We start from the raw sequence: 26368 nt of genomic DNA on the forward strand, positions 1-26368 counted from the left end.
TAAAAGATAACTATATTACTTATCTAACATTTCCACTATCTCTTCTATGCTCAGACTGCTAAGTACTCTGCTATCAAATGACTCGAAGCTTTCTCCGTTTTCTCTTTTGGCTTTGTAAAGTTCCATAAGCTTTTTTACTTTGAATTTGGCTTCCTTTAACGGAACAGATTTATAAAGAACACGTGCTTCTTTTGCCTCACGCGTTGCCTTTCCCCCAAGAAAAATATGAACACCGTCTACTTTTTCACCCGTACTGTCTTTGGTAATGCAGCCTTCAAAACCTATATCAGCTACTCCATGTATCCCGCAACCTTTTGGACAGGCACTCCAGTACATTCGTACCTTTCCACCGGGAATAGGTACTTCCTTTTGTAGAAAATTTGCCATCTCAATGGCATCCGGCTTGTTCTCTATGACACCAAATGCACATGTCGCTGTTCCTGCACATGCGATCTGATGGTTGAAGTAGGTGTTATGATATCGTTGATAGATATTAAATAAAAGTGATTCTTTGATCGTAGTGACCTTTTCTGTTCCGGTAATAATGTACAGACTTTGTTCTACACTTAACCTTATCTCGCCATCAGCCTGTGCTGCAATGTTAGCAACTTCAATAAGGCTTTCTCCGGTAAAGATACCGCTTGGTATACTTATATGTACCGCAGAAGTCCCTTGGCCAAGATCTAATACCCCGCTCTCATCCAGCATAAACTCCTCAGTGGCCAATATTTTGCCGCTACTTTCAAAGAGAAGACCGCTTTGGGTTTTAATTGCATCAACAAATGCATCCATACCGACTGCTTCTAGTAGAAAATGCAGTCTATTTTTGTTACGGTTGTCCCTGAAACCATACTCTTTAAAGAGATGGATCACCGCATTAAAGACAGCCTTCACCTCATTTTGTTTAATAAAAAGACCTGTATCACTTGCCTGAACACCTACTCTTCCCCCTAAATAAAGATTAAAACCGATATCATCATCTTTTTGTGCAAGTATAAAACAGCAGTCATGTCCATAGATATTACAGTCATTCATTGGTATGCCGAGCATGGCAGTATTGAACTTACGTGGTAACGTACCTATCCATTCTTCTTCTTTTAAAAAGATGGATTGAAGCTCATCAATGAACGGCTTAGTCTTGATGATATTAAGATCCCCTAACCCGTCAAATGAGCTTGTTACGATATTTCTAAAGTTATCTACACCGGTTTGAAAAGTAGATATTCCCACCTCTTCAAGCTCCTTGATGACCGTATATAGGTTTTCCAGTTTGATATATCGAAGTTCTATCTGCTGTCTGGTTGTAATATCGATATAGTCTTCACCGTATACCTTGGAAAGCTCTCCAATCTTTGTCGCCTGTTCTATGTTGAGTTGCCCTGCAGGGATACGTACCCTGAGCATAAATTTTCCATCCTTCTTTAAAAAGGCTCCAAAACATTTCAGGAAAAAACTTGAATCTTCTTCTTTTAGATACTCCAATCCTGACGATGAGATACTATTTAAGCGATTATAGATGCTCATCGGTGTTTTGAGTTCTTTTATCTTTTCGATCTTATTGATTTTGTTATTTCGTTCGTTAAAAGCTTGCTGCAATTTGCTCATTTTCTACTCCTGTAAGTTGTGTTTTAAATGTAACTACATCACCAAATACTATAATCGCCGGTCTTGGCATATCTTCTGCATCTCTTTGTAAATGTTCTATTGTTGTTGTGAGGATCTTTTGATCAGGTCTGCTGGCATTAGAGATCACAGCACATGGCTTATGGGAAGATATACCCAATTTGATTGCTTCATCGACAATCTCCTTGATACGACTTAAGCCCATTAAGACAACAACAGTATGGTTCTCTTTGGCCAAAAGGTCAATCCAATCAAGATTGATACGATTACCTCTAAGATGGGCTGAAACAACTGTAAATCCGCTTGCATAGCCTCTCGCAGTTACAGGGATATTTCCCATTAAAGGTGCAGATATAGATGAACTGATACCCGGTATCACCTCAGTATCGATATGCTGTTGCGTCAGTACCATGAGTTCTTCTGCCCCTCGTCCGAAAACAAAAGGATCGCCGCTTTTTAGCCTTGCTATTTTTTTTCCTTGACTTGCATAATGCAAAATAAGTGCATTGATCTCATCTTGTGACTTGGAGTGATATCCTTTTTGTTTACCGACAAATACTTTTAAAGTGTGTTTAGGTACCAATGCCATGATATCATTGCTGATGAGATGATCATACAAAACCACATCGACATTTTGTATGATTTTATATGCTTTGAGGGTAAGAAGTTCCGGATCTCCGATACCACAGCCTACAAGATAGACCTTTGAACTTTTGAACTTTAGTTCCTTGATAGTATCTTGTATGCATATAAGTCCATGATCGCGTTCTTTTTGTTTTTGTACGAGATAGGCAGTAATATCCTCTGGTATCATTGCTTCGCACTGATCACGGAAATATTTGGCTGCAGTCGGACTTGCACCATTGCTCGATACTGCAATCTGCAGAGGCCTGTTCTTGGTAAGTGCCATAAAATAAAAATCACAGTATTTTGGTTGATCGACAACATTGAGCAGTATTTGATGTTTCTTTTTATATTTTAAAAGTTTTTTTGTAACCTTCGGATTTCCCGTTGCATCAATGATAATATACTCTTCACCGATATCTTTGAGCTTGAACTCTTTTTGGATAAGTTTATCGGTCAATTTTTCAATGGCACTGTTGATCTCTTGTGAGATGACTCTAAATTTGATTTCATTATCGGCAAGTACTTCAGCTTTTTGAAGTGCAACATTTCCTCCGCCAATCAAGAGTACCTTTTGATCTTTTAACAAAATGGGAAGTGTACTAGGCATGATCTATCCTTTCTATTTTTACTGCATTATGGTTGTAATCCGGTTGCAAAGATTCTCTATCTAGCAAATCATTTGTCAGATAGTTGATCTCACGGTTACTGATAGGAATGAAGATACATTTTTCATGGATGTTCTCAGTCAACATAGCTTTTGTAATAAGCTCTCCTCTTTTAGAAACAACCTTGATGGTGTCGCCACCATTAATCCCAAGGTTCTTTGCATCATTAGGATGTATCTCGCAGAAGTTCAACGGTTTGTGTTTTAGCAAGGTCTGCGGTAGATTTGTCTTGGTACCGCTATGCCACTGATCCCTTGTTCTACCTGTCATGAGCAGAAAAGGAAACTCTAAACTGGTCTTTTCACTCAATAACTTGTTTTCTACAAAGAAAAGATTTCCTTTTTTATCCGATGTTAAAAAATGTTTGATCTTTTCTCCCCATATAAACGGTCTATGCGTGATCTCATCATAGTCTGCCTCTGAGATGTCCATATAATCATTGAGCTTTGTCATTCTCTGATACTCTTCAAATATTTCTTTTGGTGTTTCAAACTTAAATGCTCTACCATATCCTAGCTCCTGTGCTATCAGCTGAAAGATCTCCCAGTCAGGTTTACAGTCTATGGATGTACGGGTGAGACGTTCTTGTTTGGTGATCGTACGGTCAAGATTTGTTTGTGTACCCTCTTTTTCTCCCCAGGGAGCTGCAGGAAGTCTGATATGTGCGTATTTGGCAGTTTCAGAATTATCATAGGCATTGATCTCTATGACCAGAGGGATCTTGGCGATCTGTTCTTCCACTCTTTTTCTATTAGGTAGATGATAGATAGGGTCTGTGTGACAGATGATAATAACCTCAAGGTCTTCTTCCAACATTTGCGTAGCGGTCAATCCCGGTTTGTTGTCTATCTTATCAGTCTTCCAAAACTTTGATACCTTTTTGATACTCTCATCATCAAAACCGAGATGTACTGCCAACATAGTAGAGAGTCCGCCTACTTCTCTCCCTCCCATAGCGTTAGGTTGTCCGGTCAGACTGAGTGGTCCACATCCATCTTTAAATATTTTTCCTGTAAGTAAATGCGTATTAAGCAGTGCCAGATTTTTATCTACCCCTTGTACAGACTGATTTAAGCCCATTGTCCAAGCGGTGATAATGTTATTGCTTTCTATGTAAAGTTGCCAGAAAGCATCAAATTCTTCAGAGGTCAATCCTGTACGTTTGAGCATCTTGGTGACAGGTACACGTTTGAACTTGTTTTTAAGTAGCTCAAAGTTATTTATATGTTGGTCTACAAACTCCTTATCGTATCTTTCTTCATCTATTAAACGTTTTGATACAAGGTTGAAAAAGTCTATATCACTTCCCGGTTTGATCGGTAGATATAGGTCCGCTATGTTTGCTGTATCTGTTTTTCTTGGATCGATTACAACTACTTTGAGTCCATTTTTTTTAGCTTTTTTGATCCTGTTATGAAATACAACATGTGCTTCTGCCGTATTAGCTCCGGTTAATATGAGTAGATCAGATTTGAAGATGTCATTCATACGTACCGGTACAAAGTCTGCTCCTATAGCCTTTTTATAGGCAACAACTGCACTTGCCATACAGGTACGGCTGTTGGTATCTACATTATTTGTACCTATAAAACCTTTTGCAAGTTTATTTGCTATATAGTAGTCTTCTGTTAATAACTGTCCTGAGAGGTAAAATCCGATTTTATCTTTATTGGTATTATTGATACGATCAGCGATTACCGATATTGCATCTTTCCAATCAGTTAATTCAAATGTATCTTCTATACTTGATCTCATATATGGTCTTAGCAATCTTGTAGGCGTTTGCATACTAACCAGTTCAGAAATTCCTTTTGAACAGAGATTCCCTTGATTTGTTGGGTAGGCAATATTACCTATAAGTTGTTTTTCATCATATTCCAATCCACAACCTACACCACAATATCCGCATACTGACTTAATCATATTCATTACCTTGTAACTTTTTCTTCTCCCCATTATAGACCCATATTAATGTAAAATTAAGATTCTTATGATTAAAAAATAATCAATTGTTTGGTTATTTAGTACATATTAGTATGTTACTATTTTCACATCAAAGCAATTTAATGTAAATTTAAGGAGTAAAAATGTTAAGAAAAGTTTTGAAAATAGGCTTGGGCCTATCTTTAGTTACCTCTACTCTACTCGCAGAGATAGAAAAGAAAGATCTTAAAATTGGATTTATCGCATTAACTGACTGTGCACCGATCGTTATTGCAAAAGAAAAAGGATTTTTTAGCAAATATGGTTTGAATGTAGACGTAGAAAAAGAAGGTGGCGGCTGGCCTGGTATACAACAAAAAGTAATCAACGGTGAATATGATTTTTCTCATGCTCTTGCAGGCATGCCGATTGCAGCAACACTCGGAATCAATGGCAATGCCCATCTACAGGCTGTACTATCATTGGACTATAATGGAAACGGTATTACATACGGGAACAAGATCATTAAAGAAATGAAAAAATACGGTATGGATGACAAAAAACGTCCGCTTGGTTCAGAAGCACTTAAAATGTACATTGATGCGAAACATAAAGCTGAAGGAGACAAGTATCAGCCACTCAACTTCGGTATGGTACACCCGGTATCTACACACAACTATGAGCTCAGATACTGGATGGCAACTTCCGGGATCAAACCGGATGAAGATACAACGATCAAACCTTTTCCGCCACCTACTATGCCATCTAACCTTATTGCAGGAAATATCGAGGGATATTGCGTAGGTGAGCCATGGAATGAACGTATCGTCATGACTAATAAAGGTTCTACATTGGTTACAAACTATGATATCTGGAACAACAATCCTGAAAAAGTACTCCAAACACGTGCAGACTTTGTAGATAAATACCCGGAGACCACTAAAGCAGTTATAAAAGCGATTATAGAAGCACAGATGTGGCTGGATGCATCATGGGAAAACAGAAAAGAGGCAGCAAAGATTCTCAGCAAACCTAACTATGTGAAAGCACCGGTAAATGTTCTTGAAAAATCGATGATCGGAACATTTCAGTATCTAAAAGGACAAGAGTCTGAGCCAAATCCTATGTTTAACGTTTTTGCCAACTACTATGCATCTTACCCATTTTACAGCCATGGTATGTGGTTTATCACACAAATGTATAGATGGGGACAAATTGATAAAGCAGTCAATATGAAGGAAGTGATCGAAAAGGTCTATAGACCTGACTTGTTCGCTGAGGCTGCAAAAGAGGTAGGCTATTCACTTCCACCGAGTCCATGGAAAATAGACGGTATTGATGAGTATAACAAATTCATGGATGGTAAAGTTTATGATCCAAACAAGGCTATCGACTATATCTACAGTTTTGAAGTCACAAACCCTAAAGTAAGCAAAGAGGATCTTCTTAAAGAAAACAACTGGACAGTTGAAACAAAACAACCGGAATATGTATGTCCATATGGACCTGCTGGATGTGCTGATCCAAAATTTGTCACAAAATAATAAGAAATACAAAGCACTATGCTTTGTATTTATACGTGCCTGAAGGGAAGAATCTCCTATTTCCTCGATGAAGATCACATGTAACATTGACTCTTCAGGTACTTGTAAATACAACATAGTGTTTAGCAATAGTTAATTAATAAAAAGGAATAAAATGAAAAATGAACTCGCAAAAAAGATCATACTGCCCTTCATCGTGTTTTTTGCGTTGATAGCTGTGTGGTCATGGATCGCTACAATGGTTGAAGAGTTCCCTACTCCAAGTGATACCTATGTCGCTGCCTTTGGAGGAGTTACGGCAGACGGCAATGAGATGAAAGGAGTTCTTAATGACCCGTTTTATATAGAAAATGAAGATGATAAAGGGATTTTCTGGCAGATCATCGCATCACTTGAGAGAGTTTTTTCAGGATTTGCTCTGGCTATTATCGTTGGTGTACCTCTTGGACTAATGATCGGTATGAGTAAAAGTGCACAGTACGCTTTTGATCCGTTTATACAGATCTTTAAACCGGTTTCACCTCTTGCATGGTTGCCGTTGTTGCTATTTATCTTTCAGGATATCAATATGACGGCTATCTCTACTATATTCGTCACTTCCATCTGGCCGATCATTATCAACACGGCACTTGGAGTACGTAATGTCAGCCCAGATTATATGAACGTTGCTAAAGTGTTACAGTTCACTCCTATGGAAAAGATCAGAAAGATCATTCTACCTGTTGCTGTTCCGTTTATCTTTACCGGGATGAGACTCTCATTGGGGATTGCATGGCTAGTAATCGTTGCTGCAGAAATGCTTACAGGTGGTATCGGTATAGGATTTTGGATCTGGGATGAGTATAACAACCTGAACTACTACAACATCATCATTGGTATTATCATCGTTGGTTTGGTTGGATTTTTACTCGATCTTATCATGGGAAAAATAGCAGACTTTTTTGACTATAGAAAGAAAGGAAGAGCATAATGGGTGCACAAAAGTTTTTACATTTAGAAAATATTGAGAAAAGGTTTCCTATTCCAGGGAAAAAGGATTATATCGCTGTTACAGATGTAAATCTTGAGATCAAACAAAATGAGATTATCTCGATCATTGGCCATAGTGGCTGCGGTAAGTCCACTCTGCTTAACATGATCTCAGGACTTGATGCTCAGACAGACGGATATATCTATCTTCTTGGTAAAGAGGTCAAAGGACCAGGACCTGATCGTGCAGTAGTGTTCCAAAATCACTCATTACTCCCTTGGCTGACAGTGTATCAAAACATCGAAATGGCAGTTAAAAAAGTCATGCCAGAGTTGAACAAGCAAGAACTCAAAGAGAGAGTGGAGAAGTTTGTAACGATGGTAAACCTGGATCATGCCAAAGACAAATTGCCAGACGAGATCAGTGGTGGTATGAAACAACGTGTAGGTATCGCAAGGGCATTAGCCATCAAACCTAAAGTACTATTGATGGATGAACCTTTCGGTGCATTGGATTCACTCACTCGTGCCAATCTGCAGGAACACTTGATGCGTATACAGCAAAATGTACAAAACACGGTCATTATCATCACGCATGACGTAGATGAAGCAGTACTGCTCAGTGACAGAGTCATCATGATGACCAATGGCCCTGAAGCGACAATCGGTGAGATACTGGAAGTGAATTTACCACGTCCAAGAAATCGTGTCGAGCTTCAAACAGACCCGGAATATACCAGATGCCGTGAAGCGATCCTCAGCTTCCTATATGAAAAATTTGCGAAGGAGGATGAGTAAGATAATACAAAAGCATTCTATAACCAATAAACAAAGAGATTTCATTGAACAAAATAATAAAAGGAGTAAATAAATGAAAAATAAAATTTTGCTGTCTATAGCCGCATCTGTTATGGTAATGGCTGGAGGAGATATCACACCACAGGAATCTGTAAAGGTTGAACAAGAGAAGGGAACTGATATAGGGATCTTTACAGACGTAAAATACAGTGGTGAACTTCGTACACGTTATGAATATGCAGATGATAGTATAAATGATGAAGCCAATGCGATCACTACACGTTTTGCACTCTCAGTAGGTGCAGATATTGGTGCTATTGAGGGTCTTAGTGCATTTGGTCAGATCATGGCTGTAACAAACTTCGGATATGATGAGTATGCACCGGAAAAGTCAGGATATGCAGTGATCGCAGATCCACAAAATGAACGCGTCACACAGGCTTACCTGGATTATAAAACGGGGGGAACACTTATTCGTGTGGGTCGTCAGATGGTTAACCTTGATGACCAGAGATTTGTAGGTGCCGTAGGCTGGAGACAAATGCCTCAAACATTTATGGGCTATACCGTAACAAATAATTCTATAGAAAACCTCAATCTAATGGCATCCTATGTAACAGATCGTTATGGTGTTACAGATGCATTATCTAGTGGAACTGAAACCGTGCTTCTTCATGCAGATTTTAAGGCAATGCCTGAAATGAAACTCTCTGCATATGGATATCTGATAGGTTCAAGCAGTAACACCTACGGCCTGATGGCATCGGGAAAAGTCGGTATGTTTAATTATATTGCAGAAGTAGCTACACAACAAGATGCAAGCCTTGAGTACAAAAATGCAGGAGAACCTGCAGTGGATGCAATGTATTTTAGAGGGGATATCAGTACGAATTACAATGGATTTATCCTAGGTGCTGCCTATGAGTCGATAGGAGATGCGGACGGACATGACCACGGTTTTACGACCCCGCTTGCTACACTGCATAAATGGCAAGGATTTGCTGATGTATTCTTAGGATATACGGCAGGAAGCAACACCTATGGTTTGAATGATTTCTATGCAAAAATAGGTTATGCCGATCCTCAATACGGAACGATCCTGGCATTCTATCATAACTTCACTGCGCAGGAGACAGATGGTATGCTTAGTGACGATGCAGGTAGCGAGATAGATATAGCATATAGCTATAAAATCTCCAATGATCTAGATTTCTTGGCTAAAGCAGCTTTCTTCTCGGGCGAATCTAACTCTGTGATCAGTGCTGCACTAAATGATGTAACTAAGTACTGGGTACAGCTTGATTATAGATTCTAGGCCATAACAAGCATGACCATTCTTTCTATGAAAAGAATGGTCTATCAATTATCTACTTCCAATACTTAGAACTCATCCATCATGGATTTATTAAAATAACCCTTATTATAAAGCCATTTATAGATATCTGCTGCAATCGGCCCAGCACTACTTCCCCCATGTCCACCATGCTCAACTAGTACAATGACTACATATTGAGGATCTTTATACGGTGCATAGGTGGTAATCCAAGCATGTGACCTATGGTAATACTCCAATTCCTCTTCTTTCAGACGTTTTACCGTGGATTGCGGAATAGAAGTAACTTGCGATGTACCTGTTTTCCCGGCCACTACGATAGGAAGATTACTGAGCGTACTGTATGCTGTACCTTTCCGAGTGTTACACACTTCATACATTCCCTCTCTGATAGTCTGCAGATAACGATTTTGCACGGTGATAGGCTTACTCTCTTTTTCTACGGCATTGCCGTCAATGACTTGTGCAAGTTTAGGTGTTACAAGATTTCCTGTAGCAAGTAAAGCTGTATAACGTGCAACTTGTAAAGGCGTTACAAGATCATACCCCTGGCCTATCGATGCAATGACAGTTTCACCCATATACCACGGTTGTTTATAACGTTTTTGCTTCCAATCTTTATCCGGAATCACACCAGCATACTCTTGAGGCAAATCAATACCTGTTTTTACTCCCAATCCGAACTCCCTGAGGTTATTTGCAATAGCATTGATCCCTACTTTGAGACTTTTGTTATAAAAATAAACGTCACAGCTCTCTCTAATCGCTTTTTTGAGATCTACTTTTCCATGCCCCCAGTGTGACCAGCATCTGAACTTGTGATTACTCTTACCTAAAGTGATATATCCTGAACAGTACTCATCACTTTCCAATATGCCTTCTTTGGATTGTCCAAATGCAAGTGCCATTCCCATTTTGATCGTGGATCCCGGAGGATAAGCACCGTGTATGATCTTATTGGTAAATGGTTTGTCCACATTTTCCTGTAATGCCTGCCAGTCTTTATGGCTGATCCCTCCAACAAAAAGGTTTGGATCGTAAGAAGGATAACTTACAGCAGCAAGGATATCTCCGTTTGTCCTCATAACAATTGCCACACCGGCATCATCTCCGAAACGGTCATGTATCATCTTTTGGAGGTTGATATCGATGTTAAGTTTAATGTTTTTATTATCCTTAGGCGGTACTTTCTCAAGTTCTTCAATCGCTTTGTTGGTTGCTGTTACTTTGCTGACCAGATATCCCAACTCACCTTGCAATACACTGTTGTATTGACTTTCCAGACCACTTTTCCCGATCTTTCCTATCTCTTTTACAACAGCATCCCTGTCATTCTCTTTTTTATTTGATTTCCCTGTATAACCGACGATGTGTGCAGAATACTGTCCATAAGGGTAATAGCGTTTTGTTTCTGCTTCAATTTTGATCTCAGGGTGTAGGCTCAACGATGGATATGCTCCCATCATATCGGCATAATGGATAAAGTCTACCACCTTGATGTATTCATGGTTGTAAGGAGAGTCATACTTGTTGTAGACTTTCATCATCACTGTTTTATTGAGGTCAGGAAAAGTATCTACAATCTTATCAACAATATTCTCCAGCTTTTCGGGTTTTCTTTTCAAGTGAGGAAGGATGGAGACTGAAAACCCCATTTGATTCATCGCTAACAAATTTCCGTGTCGATCAGTGATCTCCCCTCTTACCGGTTTGATAAACTGTTTACGTTCGATATTTTCTTGAGCCAGCTCTTCATAGTAGTAGTTTGACTTGATACTGAGATGATAGAGTCTAGCTATCATGATCCCCCATATCGTCATGAAAATCAATAAGACAAACTTGTATTTCACAGTATCACCACCACAAGCAGATCTATCACTAAAGAATAAAGAAGTATATTATCCAACATAATCGTAGTCTCTTGAAAGATGAAATCATAGGTTAAAAGAGAACCAAGATAGAAAAAATCTAAAAGTATCACAGTGATGATCGGCGTACACAATTTACATTTTCTAAGGTGCAGTAAAGAATGAAAAAAGAGTACATACACAACCAATGAGGTAATGATCGTCAAGAAATACGGTAGAGAAAGGTTTATCTCTAGATTTATAAAGTAGACCAGTGATGCGAAAATATACGATTTTTTCTCATTTTCTATACCAAGCATCAAAAGGTACCCCATTACACCGATTAAGAGAGGCAAAAAAACATAAATAGAGATGAGCATTGGGTAGAAAACAATAAATATGACCGTAAGGGTCCATAGTAGAAATGGGAGTTTGATTGACGGTTTATGCTTACGCATCATTCTCCCATTTTGAGAGTTTATATACCAAAGCAACCTCATTACATACCGGGAAGTGGATACACTTGATACAGTCAGCCCATATTTTATGTTCCGGGATCACCTCTTTGTTGATCTCTTTGAAGCCAAGTTTTTCAAAGAAGACCGGTTTATAGGTTAATACCAGTACATCTTCCTGTACTTCAAGCATTTTTGCTTCATCGAGTGTATACTCAACCATTTTCTTCCCGATATGCTGACCTCTATAGGCTTCATCAACGATAAGGCTTCTTATCTCTGCAAGTCTTCTGGAGTGAATATGCAGAGCAGTATACCCTACCACTTTCTCTCCATCTTTTGCCAGCACATAAGATCGGATATTTGTTGCTACTTCATCTTCGGTTCTATTTAGGATAGTCCCTTCTTTAACCTCTTTTGCAACAAGTGACTGCATTTGAGGTATATCACTAAGCTTGGCTTTGACAAGTTCTATCACGACTCATCTCCTGGCTCTTTGATATCAAAGATTGTAGTTAATATCTCTTTATGCACTCTATCCTGCCCGCTTTTTTTGAGATTAGAGATAGTAATCGCTCCAGGAAAATCCTTTTTGAGCTTGCTTTTCTCTTTTTGGTTGAGTTTATCTATCTTTGTAAATACCGTAAGATATCGCTGATCAGGACGTATAAACTCAGTGATATATGCTTCTACGTCATCATCAATCTTTGCATGTGGATGTCTTGCATCCCTTAGATGTATAAAGAGACGTATCGATACCCTCTCCTTAATAAACTCTACAAGGTTTTTCTGCCAAACCTGTTTGAGCGATTTTGAGACTTTGGCGTATCCAAATCCAGGAAGGTCTACAAATCGTACAGGATAGCGTTCTTCCCCATATTTGTAGGTTGTCTCAAAGAAATTGATCAACTGTGTTTTTCCCGGTGTAGCAGAACTTTTTGCAAGGTTTTTACGATTGGTCAGCAAGTTCAATGTAGAACTTTTACCTACATTCGAACGTCCAAGGAAAACCACTTCACTCATGTCCTCAGGAAGAGAATCCTGTATGCTTTGTGCTGATTTTATAAATTCTGCTTCAATAATTCTAGGTGATTCCACAGGCTCTCTATCCTTTTATTTACTATTTTGTATCTTCTGTTTCAAAAATGAACTTCACGGGATCTTGTTTATTCCCTATTACACTCGCCAAACCTGAAGTAAGATCGAGTTTTATATGCTCCCCGTTGATATGACGTTTATTGATCATATCTTCTATCTTGGCATTTCCTCTGAGGATATATTGGGAATCCAAGGGTGCATAGATCACTCTATTCGCACTGCCTTTATAGAAATGGTTGTCTTTTTTGAACTCAAAAGTTACTCTGCCGATAGCTTCATATCTTTTAGTCTGGTTATTATCATCAAAATACACGATCATCCGATCTCCGTGTATCCAGCTTTTAAGCTGGGTTATCTTGACATTGCCGATAAAATGTACTTCTTTTTTCATCTCTTCAGCCTGCATTGCATCGGAAGTGATCTCAACTTTGTCAGCGAAAAGAGCTACAGAGAAAATAAAAAAAAGAATGAATTTTATCTTTACCATGAGACCGCCTTTAAAGTTTTGTTATTATACATTATTTTTCCAACGTGAAGACTACCGCTTTGATCTTTTGAGCTGTGATCTTCTTTTCTTTCATATTGTAGACCAGGTTAATTCCCGAAATTATATTCTTATTCATATGTGCTTCAAAAGGAGATTCTATCGAGAGTACTTCGCTCTTTTGATTATAAGCAGCCTTTTGTGCCGTATAGTCAAATCCGTTTTTTTGATTTAACGTTACATTGCCTTCCAAAAAAAGGTAGTCACCTTTATAGATACCTTTTTGTGCTTGCAAAAGATTAACCGTATCAGTATGATAGATAATATCACTCAAAATTAAAGTTTTATTTTCATATACACCATAACGGCTATGTGCCAAACCCAAAATTTTTTGAGTATCAACTTCGATCAATCTTGTATCTGAAAATGCCAACTGTTTGGTACTTTCATTTTTTTGCCGAGATTTTTGTTCTATATTGATAAGAAAAAAACTTACAAATATCAATGCAACGATAATAGAAATGATATATTCTAATCTTAAACCCATAGCTGCAGATACTTCTCTTCAAGCCCTTCTTGTATGATCAGGCGCTCTATCATTTCACGTACAGCACCGTCTCCGCCTTTTTTACTTAGTACTACATCGGCCTCTTTATCTACATATCTTGATGCATCGCTAGGTACAAATGAAAGCTGAACCGCTTTTAACATTCTGAGGTCATTGAGATCATCACCGATTGCCGCAACGTTTTCCATCTTCAGATCCAGTTTCTCTAACAATGACTCTAACACTACTCTTTTGTCTTTTACCCCTTGATAAAAGTGTTCTATGTGGAGCTCTTTAGCACGTCTTTCAACGATTTTGGAACTTCTTCCTGTAATGATCGCTACTTGTTTACCCAACTTACGCCATGAAGCGATAGCAAGTCCATCCTTTACATTGAAAGACTTGATCTCATCACCTGCTTCACTGTATGTGATACGGCTGTCGGTCATAGTACCGTCAACATCCAACACGATCAGTTCAATACTCATAGAACACCCTTGGTACTTGGGATACCTGCATTTTCATTGACCGTTACTGCTCTGCGCAATGCAACAGCCAATGCTTTAAAGGCACCTTCAATGATATGGTGTTTATTTTTACCGCGATTATATATCAGGTGCAGTGTCAAAGGTACATTGAATGTAAAGGCTCTGAAAAACTCTTCTACAAGCTCTACATCAAAGTTCCCTACCTTACCGCCTATCGGTAGCTCAAAGACCAAAAAACCCCTGTTAGAGATATCCAGATCACAAGTAATGCTAGCCTCATCCATTACCACTGTTGCATTACCGTAACGCTCAATGTTTTGAACAGGATAAATTGCTTTATGTAATGCCTGACCGATAGCTATACCAACATCTTCTACTGAGTGGTGGTCATCAATATGCGTATCACCCGTACACTTCACTTCAAGGTCTATATAAGAGTGTTTTGCAAATGCTTCAAGCATGTGATCAAGGAAGCCGACCCCAGTATCTATCTTAGCTTCTCCCTTACCGTAAAGATTCAACTTGACAGTAATCTGTGTCTCTTTAGTTTCTCTATTTACTTCAATCATTATTACTCCTCAAATTACAGACCTATTGTCTGATGATAAATGCACCTGAAAGATGGAATTTATCAATAAAATCTCTTGCTTCTTCTTCAGACCTGAAACCCATGATCCAAACTCTATAAAGCGGTGCACCATCTACATCATCAAAACGCTTGATGAGAGGTTGGTAACGTTTATCCAATGATCCGTACTGTCCCTTGTAGATCTGTGCACCTTGATAACGTCGGAAAGCACCCACTTGTACACCAAAATCCGAGATCATCACACGCTCTTGTGTATGTGTTTTTTGCTGTTTGGCAATGATTTCCTGCGGTGTGACCTTACCGGCAAATCCTACAACCTGAATCTCAACACGGGCAATCCCCATACGGTCCAGCCCTAGTTGTTTACCTGCAGTATAACTACAGTCAATGATACGTCCTTTCACGAACGGACCTCTATCATTGATACGGACAATGGTACTTTTACCGTTTTCAAGGTTTGTTACTTTCACCATGGTATCCATCGGCCAGGTTTTGTGTGCAGCGGTTTGTCCGTTCATATCGTAGCATTCACCGTTACTTGTCTGCTTTCCATGGAAGTTAGGACCATACCAGCTGGAGATTCCCTTCATCTTGTCTCCAACTTCCACAAACGTCGGATGATAACGTTTTCCAAGTACCGTGTAGTCACGCATCGTTGCTTTTTGTCGTGCTAAACTGGTATATTTTGTTGCCTTACAGGTACCGCTTTTTTGGGAACATCCTGTAAAAATGAAGCTCAGTGACAATAATACAAAAATCGATAAAAAAGAGATGGTTTTCCGCATAGTAGTCCCGCTGCCAAATAGTAGCTAATATTATCTCTTTATTTGACTTTATCTAAGCTTTTCACTTTATAAAAAGTAGGTTTCGGATCAATGATGGCTTACCGTGGATTCGAACTGTTCTTTTGTAACAGGAATGATCAATAGGCTATCTTGTGACAAATTTGTGTTCTTCAGTTTATTCGCCAGTTTGATCTCGGAAACACTCGTATGATATTTCTCGGCAATGATCTTCAATGTTTCACCTGCACTGATAAAGTGTGAGATAAAATGATCTTTAGGTTTATTGACATTTGTAACAGCATGATAATTGAGATAAAAAAGTATCAGCTTTTCGTAGGGAATCGTGATCTTGTAGCGTTCTGAATCACGTGGCAATATCTCATTCTTATAATGACTGTTCAGCTCTATCAGCTGTGTCGGTTCCATGTTCAACAGTAATGCGATATCCTTAAGATCACTACCTCCATTTACCTCTACCTGTACAACTCCTTGCTGCTGTCCTGATCCAAATGTTCCAAAATCGATTGATTCATTCTCACCGATCATAGCGACCAAAAGAAAACGTTTGATATATTCTCTTGTCTCTTTAGGGAGATATTTGGCCCTGTCATCTATCAACACAGACAGTTCATCAGAACCTGCTTTTTTGATAGCACGGGTAACTCTTCCCTCTCCACAGTTATAGGCCATGACAGCCAGGTACCATTTTCCGAATTTCCTATAAAGACTTTGTAGATGAAGTATCGCAGCCGTTGTTGCATTGACAGGATCACATCTCTCATCATAACTATAACAGACTGTAAGGTTGTATTCTTTGGCAGTCGAGGGTATAAACTGCCATAAACCTTTTGCTTTTTTGGGAGATTGTATATCAGTATGAAATCCTGATTCTATCATAGGCAGGTACGCTAAAAGATCAGACATTTCTGCTTCGACAAGCTGTCTTTGCACCATTGGTATCAAAAACTCTCCCCTTTTAACCGATTGAGTATAGAGTTGTCTGAATTGAGTATCATGATCCTGTACATAGCTTTCAAAGTCCCGGTCATATGCATAAAATTCATCAATATCAAACTCTGAAAGAACGTAAGCATAAGAAGGGTATTTGTCCGGGATTGTTGCAGCATATAGAGATAGAGTAGCGAACAAGAAGTAGACAAGAAAAAGTACTGCTCTTTTCATATTACAAAGAAAAGAGCCTTAAACTATTATCAGTAGTGAGCTTTTCTATCTCTTTTCTAGAAATACCTGAGAGTTCTGACATCTTATCGGCAACCAGTGTAGTATAAGAAGGCTCGTTTCTCTCACCCCGGTGCGGATGCGGCGTAAGATAAGGTGCATCCGTTTCGATAAGGAGTCTATCCGTTGGAATTTTAGGATAGACATTGATTAGTTTGCGTGCATTTTTGAATGTAAGCACTCCTCCGATACCGTAATAGAAGTTATTCTTTGCAAGTTTAAGTAACTGCTCATCCGCATTGTAACAGTGTAGTACTCCTCCCCTGTCACCTGCATATTTTTCAAGAAGTTCCAAGGAGTCAGCATTAGCCTCACGGATATGTACGATGAGAGGTTTATCAAGTTCTTTAGCCCATTCAATCTGATCGATAAAGACCTCTTTTTGCAGTTTTTTTTCAGCTACTATCTCTTCCTCAGACTCAGGTAGCCGATAATAATCCAATCCACATTCACCTATTGCTACACATTTTGGATGATGAACATACGGTTCTAAAACAGCCCTGTCATACTCAGCTGCATCATAAGGATGCACACCAACGGCAAAATAGACATCATCATACTTTTCCGCTATCTCCACTGCCCTAGGAAGACTTTTAGGATCTGCACCGGGGATAATAAACTTTTCTACACCCTTAGACTTAGCATTGGCAAGCACAATATCCAGGTCTTTATTGTATCGTTCATCATCCAGATGACAATGTGTGTCAATGATCATAAATGCTCCATAGGGTTAAATTTACTTATAATTGTATCAAAATAACGTTAGCGAAAGGAAAAGTAGCTACAATGTCTATTGATGAAAGATGAGGATAGAGATCATTTTTCGTGTTTATGTGTTACGTTAGACTATGCTAGACCCCGAAAGACTCCACCTGTTTTGATTCATATATAAATAAAAGGAATTACACTATGGCAGAATTAGTCAAAGGTACAGTAAAATGGTTTAACGATGAAAAAGGTTATGGATTCATAGCACAAGAGAACGGAGGTCCTGATGTATTCGTACACTTCCGTCAAGTTAATAACACAAGCGGTGGTCGTGTATCACTTCAAGAAGGACAAGCAGTTACTTTTGAGATCGGTCAAGGACAAAAAGGTCCTCAGGCAGAAAATGTAACTCCTCTATAAGAGGTTTAGACCGGTTTACCCGGTCGGACTATTTCTTCTCCTCCACAAACTCCCCTTTTATCAGACCCGCTTCATGTAAGAACTGAGAAGGTTTATAATCAATTTTTTTCATTTTGTCATATTTTGCCAAAGAGAGATAAAGTTTATCTTTAGCACGCGTTACCGCCACATAGAAAAGTCTTCGCTCCTCTTCTATAGAACTCATCATTTTTCTGTTGGGGAAACGGCCGTCTACCAGGTCAACGACATATACTTCAGGGAATTCCAGTCCTTTACTAGCATGAACAGTGAGAAGATTAACGCCATCCCCTTCACTAAGCTCATTACCGCCTAGTATCATAGCATTCACAAAGCGGCTCAGTTCCTTATATTGTCTACCCAGTTCCCAAAGCAGTCTTGCCTTACGTTCGATGCGTTCTTTAGCCTGCGTCTTTTTGTCAGGGTCTACCTCACCGGACTTAAGTCTTGCTCTTTGGTTAGAAAGAATATCAACGACCTTTTCATAGAGCTTTGAACGCATTGCAGTACTGAGTATCTGCGCAGGATTATCCATCGCTTCAACAGCGAGGATATAACGGTAAAACTCCTGAAAGAACTTAACCCCTTCTTGAGTGAGTTTTGGATGCTTGAGCAAAGGGTGTGCCATAATCTCTTTATCCAAGCCCAAATGAGTGAATCTAGCAGCACTTCCTATCTCAAGGTCATCATCAAAAAGACCCAATTGTACATTTTTGTTGGGTTTGAAATTTGGCAGCTCAAATATCCTTGGATGTAAAACACCCTGCATAAGACTGCCATGTCCAAAATGTATGAAACATTGAAATATTTCTTTGGAAAGTGCAGAACCTACACCTGCAGCATACTCAAAGATATGGATAAATGCCATCATATCTTTTGGGTTTAGCTGTAAGGAGAGAAGATCCAGCAGAAACTTTACCTCTTTGGTCTCAAAGAAACTTGTGCCACCTTTTCTTTTACAAGTAATACCATACTCACGAAGACTTGCTTCTATCCCGTCTGCACTGGAGTTATTACGAAAGATAACCGCGATCTGGTTATTAGGAACATGTGTTGTCTTGATAGAGTGCGCAATAGACTGGTACTGTTCAAAAAGATCATTGTACATCAACAATCTAGGCGGATGTGTTTTACCTTTCCGCCCTACTTCAAGTTTTTTAGGATAGATACGCTCATTTCGTTCTATCACACGGTTTGCCAGTGAAAGGATAGGCGCAGTAGAACGGTAGTTGGTTTTAAGTGTATAAACCTGTGAGTCTTTATAACGTTTGGAAAATGTCGCGATATTTTCAATATTTGCACCGTTAAAGGCATAAATACTCTGATCGTAATCGCCTACACAGAAGAGTGATTTTGGTTTAAGTTCATCGATGAGTGCACTTTGCAGGGTGTTGGTATCCTGATATTCATCTACAAGTACCTCCTCAAAACCAAGGTTATTGGTCTTAAGGTGTTCCCGCATCCTTAGAAGAAGATCGTTAAAGGAGGCAAAACCATACTCAATTTTTTCTCTTTCAAACTCCTCAGTGATATCTACATAAGCATCCATAAGTGTTTCATGTTCCGGATATTTTTCCAAAAACCATGTATCAAAACTTTCCAAAGATGCATTTTGATAAAGACTGTACATCTCATAAAGGTAGCTTGCAGAAAACGGCTGTGTAGAGATATTCATACGGGCAAAATTACGCTTCTCATAGATACTTCTAAAAAGTGTCTTAAGTTCACCCGGCTGTTTTAGCGCTAAGTTGGGATATAACGTTTTAAGCCACCTGTAACTTACAGCATGAAATGTACCGGATTCAACTTTGGATACAACACTTTTGGGAAAGTATTGCTCAAGGCGTGAAAGCATTTCCCCCGCTGCTTTATTGGTAAAAGTTAAAAGGAGTATTTTTGACGGATCTATATCCGATTTAAGAAGATGTCCGATTCTTCCTACAATAGTAGATGTTTTTCCTGTTCCTGCGGATGCAATGATGAGGTTGTGTCCCAGCGGTGCAGTTGCAGCACTGAGCTGCTCATCATTGAGTGTACTAAATGGCATCTAATATTACTTGTGACCAAGAATATAATAAGTATGTTTATCCTCTACTTTTTCAAGTTCAATACTATGTTTATCTGCCCAATGTTCTACCATATCTGTAAATGCAGAGAGATTGTCAGCACTCGGATCTTCATCACACTTGATTTTAAAATAGTCTTTTGAATTCGACATAGCAACATAGCCTTTTTCTACAGCAAGCGCATCATTAAAAGTGATCAAATGTTTCGAAATATGTTCAAAATTACCGGTATTCGCAATAATCTTATTGATCTGGTCTATAGTGTGTTCATTTTGGGAATAACCTAGTTGTCCCAGTAGTGCTTCAGGCGTCAAATCTAAATGCATTTTTGTATGAATCCTTTCAGTTTTTAAGAAACGGATTGTAACAAATTTTAAATTATAAAAACGCCTTGTTTTGCATTAGAATAGTGTATCTGAAGACTTTACTTTGGCAATTAGGTACTTATAATGCTCTACGTTTTGGAATGCTTTTTCATATCTCCATCTTAAGACGAACTCTATAATATTATTTTTTCTATCAGCTTCCAATGCTTCAGCTTTACCGAAATACCCAAGAGAGATATTCTTTGCTTTTTTCTTCCCGTTTTTATCAGGCTCATAGGTAATAGCAATAATCTGGATATATTTTCCTTCACGCACCTCACCAAAGTCTTCTTCTTTAAGTCCAATACCACTCAAATTCATTGCTTTATAGACAAAGATCTTATCAAAGTCGGGTGACTTTTCAAAAATTCCCAACATATTATACAGCGCTTTAAGACGTATGATATTTTCTTCACGTACGGAGTCATTGGCAATGGTCTGTACTGGTGTTGCAGTATCTTTTTTTTCTGTAGCTTTCTTACTGGTTTCAACAGTATCGTGCTTGACATCAACAGCAGTATTTTTTTCACGATTTTTTTCTTCCAACTTATTGCTTAATGCTTTAAGTCTGTCCAAACTGTTTGACATTTATTCCCTCCCATGGAAATATCTTGCTTGTACTTTCCCCAGTCCCATATATTAACTAATATCTTATCTCATATTAGTTAATACGGAGATTAAATTATAGTTATAAATATTAATTTTTTCAAAAATAATTATCATCAATTATATATTATTTAATATGTATACTTTATATTTGATATGTCTTGAGTAGGATTTAACCTAATTTTGGCTAAGATAACATAAATTTAAATGGAAGATAAATTATGGATTATTTGGAAATCAAAGGTGGGAAAAAACTGTCAGGGGAAGTCACTATTAGCGGAGCTAAAAATGCGGCTTTACCGATTATTGCAGCTACAATTCTCAGTGAAAAAGAAGTAACACTAACAAATTTACCTAATGTGGTAGATATAAGAACTCTACTTAAACTCCTCACAATGCTGGGCGGGACTGTTGAGTATCATGATAATGTGGCTAAAATCAATAACGGTTCGATCTCTTCAACAAAAGCAGTCTATGAAATTGTCTCAAAAATGAGAGCATCAATTTTAGTACTTGGCCCTCTTTTAGCACGTTTTGGAGAATGTGATGTGTCTTTACCCGGAGGATGTGCTATCGGGCAACGTCCTATAGATTTACACCTGAAAGCCCTTGAAGCGATGGGTGCCCACATTGAGATCAGAGGTGGATATGTACATGCAGAAGCACCAAATGGATTGAAAGGTGCTAAGATCATTTTTGACAAGATCACTGTTGGTGGTACAGAAAATATCGTTATGGCTGCTGCTTTGGCACACGGGACTACAACGATCGTCAATGCTGCAAGAGAACCTGAGATTGAGCAACTTTGTGAAATGATCTCCAGGGCAGGAGTCAAAATTGAGGGTATTGGAAGTGATGAACTGATCATTGAAGGAACCGGCGGTAAATTGCTTGAGTTTGAAGAGACTGAGATAATACCTGACCGTATCGAGGCCGGGACCTATCTATGTGCAGCAGCGATCACATATTCCAGCATTACACTCAATAAGGTCAATCCTGGACATATCAGAACCTCTATTGATAAACTTGAATCCATGGGATGTACTTTTGATGTGCAAGATGATCAGATCACTATCCATCCTGCTGAAGTATTAAAACCGGTGAACCTAACAACTTTGGAGTATCCTGGCTTCCCTACTGATATGCAAGCACAGTTTATGGCTGTAACGGTATTTGCAAAAGGTGAAAGCATCATTGAAGAGCGTCTCTTTGAAAACCGATTTATGCATGTAAGTGAGTTAAACCGTTTAGGCGCGGATATCTGGCTTAAAGGTAATATCGCGGCAGTAAAAGGTGTAGAGCGCCTTAACGGAGCTGATGTAATGGCAACAGACCTAAGAGCGAGCTCTGCACTCGTACTTGCAGGACTTGTGGCTGAAGGTACAACAAATGTGCACCGTATCTACCACCTCGACAGGGGATATGATAATCTTGAAGGAAAGCTTTCTGCTTTAGGAGCAGATATTACAAGAAAAAAAGAGCAAAACTAGTCTACCGTTTTGCTTTTCTTAATATTCTTTAAAAAACTTTTTATATCTATTTAAGATAATTTTTGTCTCTTTTTACACACTTCATGCACTTCATATTCTTTTAGAAAAAATTAGTACATACTTTTAAGTTAATTGATAATATCATATAACAAGTTTTTATATTTAAGGAATGAAAAAAATGCAAAAAAATGAAGTTTTAGAACAACTTCGTGCAGCAAAAGCAGCACATATTAACTGGGTACAACGTGCAAAGTTACTTATCTCAGGATTTCAAGTTGATGAGAGTTCAATACCTGTAAACTCTACTCAGTGCCAGTTTGGAAAATGGTTCTATTCAGATGCCCAAAAACTAAACGCAATGCAAAATAACCCTATGGAGTGTATGAGTTCCATTGAGCAACTTCACTTTGATTTGCATGATATTTATCTCAATATCTATAAGATCTACTATGAAACAGAGTCTAAAGGTTTTTTCGAGAAAATTTTCGGGAAAAAGAAGAAAATCACAGATGAAGCTAAAACACTTGCAAAAGAGTACTTTAACAATATGGAAGAAGTTTCAAAAAAATTGGTTGCCGAGATCAATCGCATGGAAAGAAGAATCGTAGCAATCTCTGAAAAAGAGTTTGAAGCACTCTAATCGTCTCAACTAATCTAAAGAGGCAACTTTAGTATTCTAAAGCGCTGCCTCGCAATACATCAAGCACATTCGTAGCATAAGATCCTTTGGGAAGTGTAAAACTCAACTCATAATGTGCCTTCTCTTCGACATATTTTCCTTTGATCTCACTCACTTGTATCCATGCATACCTTCTGGCACCATAAAGTTTCATCTCTTCATCAAATTGCGATTCAATCATTCTGGCAACACCTGAAGCCCTTTTTGTCTTACTACCGGGAACCAGACCTGTCGGAGCAATATCTTTGCTCATAAAACGTTCTGCCTCTTCTTGTATATCCTCTACTTCAAAAAGCCGTCCATAAGGATAATGCATCATTAAATCCCCTTGAAGCAGTTTATAGAACTGTGGCTGTTTCTTGCTTCCTTTTAAAGATCCTTGAGGAAGGCTCATAAAGGTTTCTGTCTCCTCTTCAGAGAACTTTTCAAGCATAAGGTTCAGCTCCATACGTTTAGAGAGCCACTGGTTAAAAAGATATGATTGGTATGAACCGATCAAAAATTCATGTGTTTTTTTGTCTCTGATCTTAAGTGTACCTTCGAGGATCTTTTTTCCGTCGATCCAGTTGGTACCGTCTGTACCGAAACGTTGATTTCCAAAATAATTCGGTACACCATTTGCCTTGATCCACTTTAGACCTGAATCCAATTTATCTTTTTGCAATCCCAATACCTTTTTTAGACGTATCTGGAAACGGTTCCCCTTAAGATGCCCTACCCTGATCTTGTTGTTGTGCTTTGTTACCTCAAGAATTTTGATCTGGGGATGTTCAAAAGCAGCGATCTTCTCTTCAAATTTTGCAGGTAAAGAGATGGACTGGATCGTCATCGCATGTTTATCTTTAAGACCAGCATATCCGATCTCTTTACGTTTGATCCCAACATAACCGGATATGATATCTATCATCTCCCAGGTGGTCAGTTCTTTTTTTCGAACTTTCAGTATAAGGTGTTCTCCTTCTCCTGTAAACTCGTACAATGGAATCTCTTCTACAGTAAAGTCTCTTGGTGATGAGTTGAATACAAATTCATTTTGAATATTAAGCGGATATATAAGTTTCATGCTACTCTTTTTGGTAAATATACGAAATGATAACCTAACCTTCCTCACAACCCGTTTTTATCTCTGTATACACACTACTTTTCATAAAATACTTTGTTATATAAAATGAAATTATGTTATATTACATGTAATGGTTTTAAGTTGGGTTGAGAGAACTCTCGGCAATGCAAGGGAACTAAAGGGAGAACAAGTTGGAAGAAGAGTTAGCATTATGTTATCAGATATTGGATGCTTCAGATGAACAAATTGCGGTAATCGATACTAAATATCACTATATTTTCGCAAATGAAGCCTATCTAAGTGCGCATCAGAAGCATAGAGAAGAGATCAAGAATACTCATCTTCAAGATACCATTGGGGCAGATACTTTTAACAATAAGCTAAAACAGCAACTCAATGATTGTTATATAGGCAAAGAAGTATCCTATGAAGGCTGGATTAAGTTTCAGGAAAAAGGTTTCAAATTTATGCGTGTACGATATACGGCTTTACGTAATACACAAAATCAAGTGAAAGCTATTTCTATCTCCTATCGTGATCTTACTGAACAAAAGCAATGTGAAGTATCACTCTCGGAAAGTAAACAGATCATTGAACAGATAAGTATTACTGACTGGGTCACTGAACTGCATAGTAAAATCTATTTTGATGAAGTTTTTCCTAAAGTGATCAATATCTCGAAAAGAAATGACCAGATACTTTCTTTTGGTTTAATCAATATCGACAACTTTAAAGAGTACAACGAAACACACGGTGGGAATGCAGGTGATGAGGCGTTAAAAAAGATTGCCAAGTCATTAAAAAACTCTTTTAAACGACCTAATGATTATACGTTTCGGCTTGATAAAGATACCTTTGCGATGTTGTTTAATGTTACAAAATACAAAGATGTCGAATATTTATGTGAAAAGATTCGACAGTGCATTGAATCACTGAGAATAGAACATTCAAACTCTTCAGAAATGCTTGGTTTGACTGTTTCCATGGGCGTCAGTATTTTAAAACCGGACCAAAATGAGAGTGCCGATATGATTTATAGAAATACGCAACAACTGTTAAAGCATGCAAAAAAAGAGGGCAAAAATAAAATATACTATTCTCAGAGTTGAAAGCGCGCCACTAAAGGGTTGTGATCGGAGATCGTATCTTCTTCTATGACTTCATACTCTAAAAGCTTTAAATCTCTAAAAAAAATAAAATCTAGATGGTGCCCCATAAATGATTTTATTTTATCATCTTGACTAAAAGGTACTCTCTGCAATCCCAATCCCTTACACAATAAGTAAAGTTTTTGCATACGTAACTTATTCCACGTATTGAAGTCCCCTGCAATGATCATGGGCCCTTTATGGTCTTTGACTCTCAAAAGAAAATGTTCAAGCTCTCTATCATAATGTCTGCTTTCACGAAAATTGATCGCATGTACATTCAGTATCAATAATTCCCTTCCATCACTTAAGGGATAATAACTGACAAGAAGACTTTTATGTGGACCAAACAGGCTCTCTCTACCCTCAGAGAGATAGGCATTGGCACATCGGGAAGCAACAAGACTTGCTGTGAGTACACCATAAAAACCTCCGTTCACTTCAATATTCGCTGCTGCATCATAGGTACAGTGTTCAAGTGCAAACCTTTCCTGGTCACTAAACGCAGCCTCTTGCATAATACAGATATCTATTGATTTTTCTTGATGCAGTGTATGCAGATAATGCTTGAAATGAAAATGTTTTTTATTCTGTTTATAGACATTCCAGCATAATACCCCGAAAGTATCGGGAAGTGCAGTTTGGCACTCTATCTCACAGGATCGATGATGAAGTTGAGAAGGTATAAACATGTTATAACACCCAGAGACATTCTTTGCTATTGTTTGAGTTTTATGATCTTAGATTAGTCCAAAACCAACTATAAGCACTGCCAAGCCAATACTCTTTAT

27 protein-coding genes are annotated in these 26368 nt (G+C 38.4%); 8 read left to right on the top strand and 19 right to left on the bottom strand.

The features are described from left to right. Positions 1-15: 15 nt before the first annotated feature. Genes PGH07_RS00275 through PGH07_RS00285 form a run of 3 tightly spaced genes read right to left on the bottom strand, consistent with a single transcriptional unit; the run spans position 16 to position 4838 of the window. Positions 16-1605: a ferredoxin-like domain-containing protein gene (locus PGH07_RS00275; RefSeq protein WP_289411885.1), complete on the bottom strand. Its 1590-nt coding sequence runs from the start codon at positions 1603-1605 to the stop codon at positions 16-18. Further along, complete coding sequence (gene cobA, locus PGH07_RS00280) at positions 1580-2857, bottom strand: uroporphyrinogen-III C-methyltransferase (RefSeq protein WP_289411886.1); 1278 nt, start codon at positions 2855-2857, stop codon at positions 1580-1582. The genes PGH07_RS00275 and cobA overlap by 26 nt, the downstream gene beginning before the upstream one ends. Beyond that, positions 2850-4838, bottom strand: coding sequence for a molybdopterin oxidoreductase family protein (locus tag PGH07_RS00285; RefSeq protein ID WP_289411887.1), 1989 nt, complete (start codon positions 4836-4838; stop codon positions 2850-2852). The genes cobA and PGH07_RS00285 overlap by 8 nt, the downstream gene beginning before the upstream one ends. A 164-nt stretch (positions 4839-5002) precedes the next feature. Here PGH07_RS00285 and PGH07_RS00290 point away from each other — a divergent pair, with 164 nt between their 5' ends. The 4 genes from PGH07_RS00290 (at position 5003) to PGH07_RS00305 (ending at position 9464) form a co-directional block, all read left to right on the top strand. Continuing rightward, positions 5003-6382, top strand: coding sequence for a CmpA/NrtA family ABC transporter substrate-binding protein (locus PGH07_RS00290; RefSeq protein ID WP_289411888.1), 1380 nt, complete (start codon positions 5003-5005; stop codon positions 6380-6382). 154 nt (positions 6383-6536) lie between these two features. After that, entirely contained in the window at positions 6537-7352 is an 816-nt protein-coding gene (gene ntrB, locus PGH07_RS00295; RefSeq protein WP_289411889.1) for a nitrate ABC transporter permease, read from the top strand. Then, entirely contained in the window at positions 7352-8149 is a 798-nt protein-coding gene (locus PGH07_RS00300; protein ID WP_289411890.1) for an ABC transporter ATP-binding protein, read from the top strand. The genes ntrB and PGH07_RS00300 overlap by 1 nt, the downstream gene beginning before the upstream one ends. Before the next feature lie 73 nt (positions 8150-8222). Then, the gene (locus tag PGH07_RS00305) at positions 8223-9464 is read left to right on the top strand and encodes an alginate export family protein (protein ID WP_289411891.1); all 1242 of its coding nucleotides are present in this window, start codon (positions 8223-8225) and stop codon (positions 9462-9464) included. 65 nt (positions 9465-9529) lie between these two features. Here the strand turns inward: PGH07_RS00305 and mrdA are convergent, their stop codons facing one another. The 11 genes from mrdA to PGH07_RS00360 form a co-directional block, all read right to left on the bottom strand. Beyond that, positions 9530-11332 carry a penicillin-binding protein 2 gene (mrdA, locus tag PGH07_RS00310; RefSeq protein ID WP_289411892.1) on the bottom strand — a complete coding sequence of 601 codons (1803 nt, stop codon included), beginning with the start codon at positions 11330-11332 and terminating at the stop codon, positions 9530-9532. Beyond that, on the bottom strand, positions 11329-11787 hold the full coding sequence (locus PGH07_RS00315; RefSeq protein WP_289411893.1) for a hypothetical protein: 459 nt from the start codon (positions 11785-11787) through the stop codon (positions 11329-11331). Before PGH07_RS00315 ends, mrdA begins: the two co-directional genes overlap by 4 nt. Further along, a complete protein-coding gene (locus PGH07_RS00320; RefSeq protein ID WP_289411894.1) occupies positions 11780-12262 on the bottom strand; it encodes an N-acetyltransferase in 483 nt (160 codons plus the stop codon). The genes PGH07_RS00315 and PGH07_RS00320 overlap by 8 nt, the downstream gene beginning before the upstream one ends. Beyond that, positions 12259-12882 (bottom strand): ribosome biogenesis GTP-binding protein YihA/YsxC, encoded by a 624-nt coding sequence (gene yihA / locus PGH07_RS00325; protein WP_289411895.1) that lies wholly within the window; start codon positions 12880-12882, stop codon positions 12259-12261. Before yihA ends, PGH07_RS00320 begins: the two co-directional genes overlap by 4 nt. Positions 12883-12904: 22 nt before the next feature. After that, a complete protein-coding gene (lptA, locus tag PGH07_RS00330; protein ID WP_289411896.1) occupies positions 12905-13369 on the bottom strand; it encodes a lipopolysaccharide transport periplasmic protein LptA in 465 nt (154 codons plus the stop codon). Between the two features lie 31 nt (positions 13370-13400). Beyond that, positions 13401-13913, bottom strand: a complete 513-nt coding sequence (gene lptC / locus PGH07_RS00335) for an LPS export ABC transporter periplasmic protein LptC (protein WP_289411897.1) — start codon at positions 13911-13913, stop codon at positions 13401-13403. Further along, positions 13904-14401, bottom strand: a complete 498-nt coding sequence (locus tag PGH07_RS00340) for a KdsC family phosphatase (protein ID WP_289411898.1) — start codon at positions 14399-14401, stop codon at positions 13904-13906. The genes lptC and PGH07_RS00340 overlap by 10 nt, the downstream gene beginning before the upstream one ends. Next, complete coding sequence (gene hisB / locus PGH07_RS00345) at positions 14398-14970, bottom strand: imidazoleglycerol-phosphate dehydratase HisB (RefSeq protein WP_289411899.1); 573 nt, start codon at positions 14968-14970, stop codon at positions 14398-14400. The genes PGH07_RS00340 and hisB overlap by 4 nt, the downstream gene beginning before the upstream one ends. 22 nt (positions 14971-14992) lie before the next feature. Beyond that, positions 14993-15775 carry a septal ring lytic transglycosylase RlpA family protein gene (locus PGH07_RS00350; protein ID WP_289411900.1) on the bottom strand — a complete coding sequence of 261 codons (783 nt, stop codon included), beginning with the start codon at positions 15773-15775 and terminating at the stop codon, positions 14993-14995. A gap of 87 nt (positions 15776-15862) precedes the next feature. Further along, positions 15863-16957 (bottom strand): lytic transglycosylase domain-containing protein, encoded by a 1095-nt coding sequence (locus tag PGH07_RS00355; protein ID WP_289411901.1) that lies wholly within the window; start codon positions 16955-16957, stop codon positions 15863-15865. 1 nt (position 16958) lies between these two features. Continuing rightward, positions 16959-17729: a TatD family hydrolase gene (locus PGH07_RS00360; RefSeq protein WP_289411902.1), complete on the bottom strand. Its 771-nt coding sequence runs from the start codon at positions 17727-17729 to the stop codon at positions 16959-16961. A gap of 194 nt (positions 17730-17923) precedes the next feature. Between PGH07_RS00360 and PGH07_RS00365 the strand changes: the two genes are divergently transcribed. Next, the gene (locus tag PGH07_RS00365) at positions 17924-18142 is read left to right on the top strand and encodes a cold-shock protein (RefSeq protein ID WP_289411903.1); all 219 of its coding nucleotides are present in this window, start codon (positions 17924-17926) and stop codon (positions 18140-18142) included. A gap of 28 nt (positions 18143-18170) precedes the next feature. Here PGH07_RS00365 and PGH07_RS00370 read toward each other — a convergent pair whose 3' ends face one another. The 3 genes from PGH07_RS00370 to PGH07_RS00380 form a co-directional block, all read right to left on the bottom strand. Continuing rightward, the gene (locus PGH07_RS00370; RefSeq protein WP_289411904.1) at positions 18171-20207 is read right to left on the bottom strand and encodes an ATP-dependent helicase; all 2037 of its coding nucleotides are present in this window, start codon (positions 20205-20207) and stop codon (positions 18171-18173) included. Positions 20208-20213: 6 nt separating this feature from the next. Continuing rightward, entirely contained in the window at positions 20214-20552 is a 339-nt protein-coding gene (locus PGH07_RS00375) for a hypothetical protein (protein WP_289411905.1), read from the bottom strand. A gap of 75 nt (positions 20553-20627) precedes the next feature. Continuing rightward, positions 20628-21179: a hypothetical protein gene (locus PGH07_RS00380; protein WP_289411906.1), complete on the bottom strand. Its 552-nt coding sequence runs from the start codon at positions 21177-21179 to the stop codon at positions 20628-20630. Positions 21180-21418: 239 nt separating this feature from the next. Between PGH07_RS00380 and murA the strand changes: the two genes are divergently transcribed. After that, positions 21419-22687, top strand: a complete 1269-nt coding sequence (murA, locus tag PGH07_RS00385; protein WP_289411907.1) for a UDP-N-acetylglucosamine 1-carboxyvinyltransferase — start codon at positions 21419-21421, stop codon at positions 22685-22687. A 178-nt stretch (positions 22688-22865) separates the two neighbouring features. Next, on the top strand, positions 22866-23327 hold the full coding sequence (locus PGH07_RS00390; protein ID WP_289411908.1) for a CZB domain-containing protein: 462 nt from the start codon (positions 22866-22868) through the stop codon (positions 23325-23327). A 28-nt stretch (positions 23328-23355) separates the two neighbouring features. On the opposite strand, the gene truD is transcribed toward PGH07_RS00390, so the two are convergent. Further along, the gene (gene truD / locus PGH07_RS00395; RefSeq protein WP_289411909.1) at positions 23356-24429 is read right to left on the bottom strand and encodes a tRNA pseudouridine(13) synthase TruD; all 1074 of its coding nucleotides are present in this window, start codon (positions 24427-24429) and stop codon (positions 23356-23358) included. 191 nt (positions 24430-24620) lie between these two features. On the opposite strand from truD, the gene PGH07_RS00400 reads away from it, so the two are divergent. Further along, positions 24621-25538, top strand: coding sequence for a sensor domain-containing diguanylate cyclase (locus PGH07_RS00400; protein WP_289411910.1), 918 nt, complete (start codon positions 24621-24623; stop codon positions 25536-25538). On the opposite strand, the gene PGH07_RS00405 is transcribed toward PGH07_RS00400, so the two are convergent. Beyond that, positions 25529-26269 carry an endonuclease/exonuclease/phosphatase family protein gene (locus PGH07_RS00405; RefSeq protein WP_289411911.1) on the bottom strand — a complete coding sequence of 247 codons (741 nt, stop codon included), beginning with the start codon at positions 26267-26269 and terminating at the stop codon, positions 25529-25531. The genes PGH07_RS00400 and PGH07_RS00405 overlap by 10 nt on opposite strands. Positions 26270-26368: the final 99 nt, after the last annotated feature.

Source organism: Sulfurovum zhangzhouensis (assembly GCF_030347965.1).
Classification (GTDB): domain Bacteria; phylum Campylobacterota; class Campylobacteria; order Campylobacterales; family Sulfurovaceae; genus Sulfurovum; species Sulfurovum zhangzhouensis.

Coding starts and splice junctions, on each gene's coding strand:
- lptC (WP_289411897.1), bottom strand. CDS start 13,913: ATGGGTTTAAGATTAGAATATATCATTTCTATTATCGTTGCATTGATA.
- PGH07_RS00370 (WP_289411904.1), bottom strand. CDS start 20,207: ATGCCATTTAGTACACTCAATGATGAGCAGCTCAGTGCTGCAACTGCA.
- murA (WP_289411907.1), top strand. CDS start 21,419: ATGGATTATTTGGAAATCAAAGGTGGGAAAAAACTGTCAGGGGAAGTC.
- PGH07_RS00350 (WP_289411900.1), bottom strand. CDS start 15,775: ATGCGGAAAACCATCTCTTTTTTATCGATTTTTGTATTATTGTCACTG.
- PGH07_RS00315 (WP_289411893.1), bottom strand. CDS start 11,787: ATGCGTAAGCATAAACCGTCAATCAAACTCCCATTTCTACTATGGACC.
- cobA (WP_289411886.1), bottom strand. CDS start 2,857: ATGCCTAGTACACTTCCCATTTTGTTAAAAGATCAAAAGGTACTCTTG.
- PGH07_RS00275 (WP_289411885.1), bottom strand. CDS start 1,605: ATGAGCAAATTGCAGCAAGCTTTTAACGAACGAAATAACAAAATCAAT.
- PGH07_RS00355 (WP_289411901.1), bottom strand. CDS start 16,957: ATGAAAAGAGCAGTACTTTTTCTTGTCTACTTCTTGTTCGCTACTCTA.
- PGH07_RS00360 (WP_289411902.1), bottom strand. CDS start 17,729: ATGATCATTGACACACATTGTCATCTGGATGATGAACGATACAATAAA.
- truD (WP_289411909.1), bottom strand. CDS start 24,429: ATGAAACTTATATATCCGCTTAATATTCAAAATGAATTTGTATTCAAC.
- PGH07_RS00300 (WP_289411890.1), top strand. CDS start 7,352: ATGGGTGCACAAAAGTTTTTACATTTAGAAAATATTGAGAAAAGGTTT.
- hisB (WP_289411899.1), bottom strand. CDS start 14,970: ATGATTGAAGTAAATAGAGAAACTAAAGAGACACAGATTACTGTCAAG.
- PGH07_RS00305 (WP_289411891.1), top strand. CDS start 8,223: ATGAAAAATAAAATTTTGCTGTCTATAGCCGCATCTGTTATGGTAATG.
- PGH07_RS00405 (WP_289411911.1), bottom strand. CDS start 26,269: ATGTTTATACCTTCTCAACTTCATCATCGATCCTGTGAGATAGAGTGC.
- PGH07_RS00390 (WP_289411908.1), top strand. CDS start 22,866: ATGCAAAAAAATGAAGTTTTAGAACAACTTCGTGCAGCAAAAGCAGCA.
- lptA (WP_289411896.1), bottom strand. CDS start 13,369: ATGGTAAAGATAAAATTCATTCTTTTTTTTATTTTCTCTGTAGCTCTT.
- PGH07_RS00290 (WP_289411888.1), top strand. CDS start 5,003: ATGTTAAGAAAAGTTTTGAAAATAGGCTTGGGCCTATCTTTAGTTACC.
- PGH07_RS00375 (WP_289411905.1), bottom strand. CDS start 20,552: ATGCATTTAGATTTGACGCCTGAAGCACTACTGGGACAACTAGGTTAT.
- PGH07_RS00365 (WP_289411903.1), top strand. CDS start 17,924: ATGGCAGAATTAGTCAAAGGTACAGTAAAATGGTTTAACGATGAAAAA.
- PGH07_RS00285 (WP_289411887.1), bottom strand. CDS start 4,838: ATGATTAAGTCAGTATGCGGATATTGTGGTGTAGGTTGTGGATTGGAA.
- PGH07_RS00380 (WP_289411906.1), bottom strand. CDS start 21,179: ATGTCAAACAGTTTGGACAGACTTAAAGCATTAAGCAATAAGTTGGAA.
- PGH07_RS00340 (WP_289411898.1), bottom strand. CDS start 14,401: ATGAGTATTGAACTGATCGTGTTGGATGTTGACGGTACTATGACCGAC.
- ntrB (WP_289411889.1), top strand. CDS start 6,537: ATGAAAAATGAACTCGCAAAAAAGATCATACTGCCCTTCATCGTGTTT.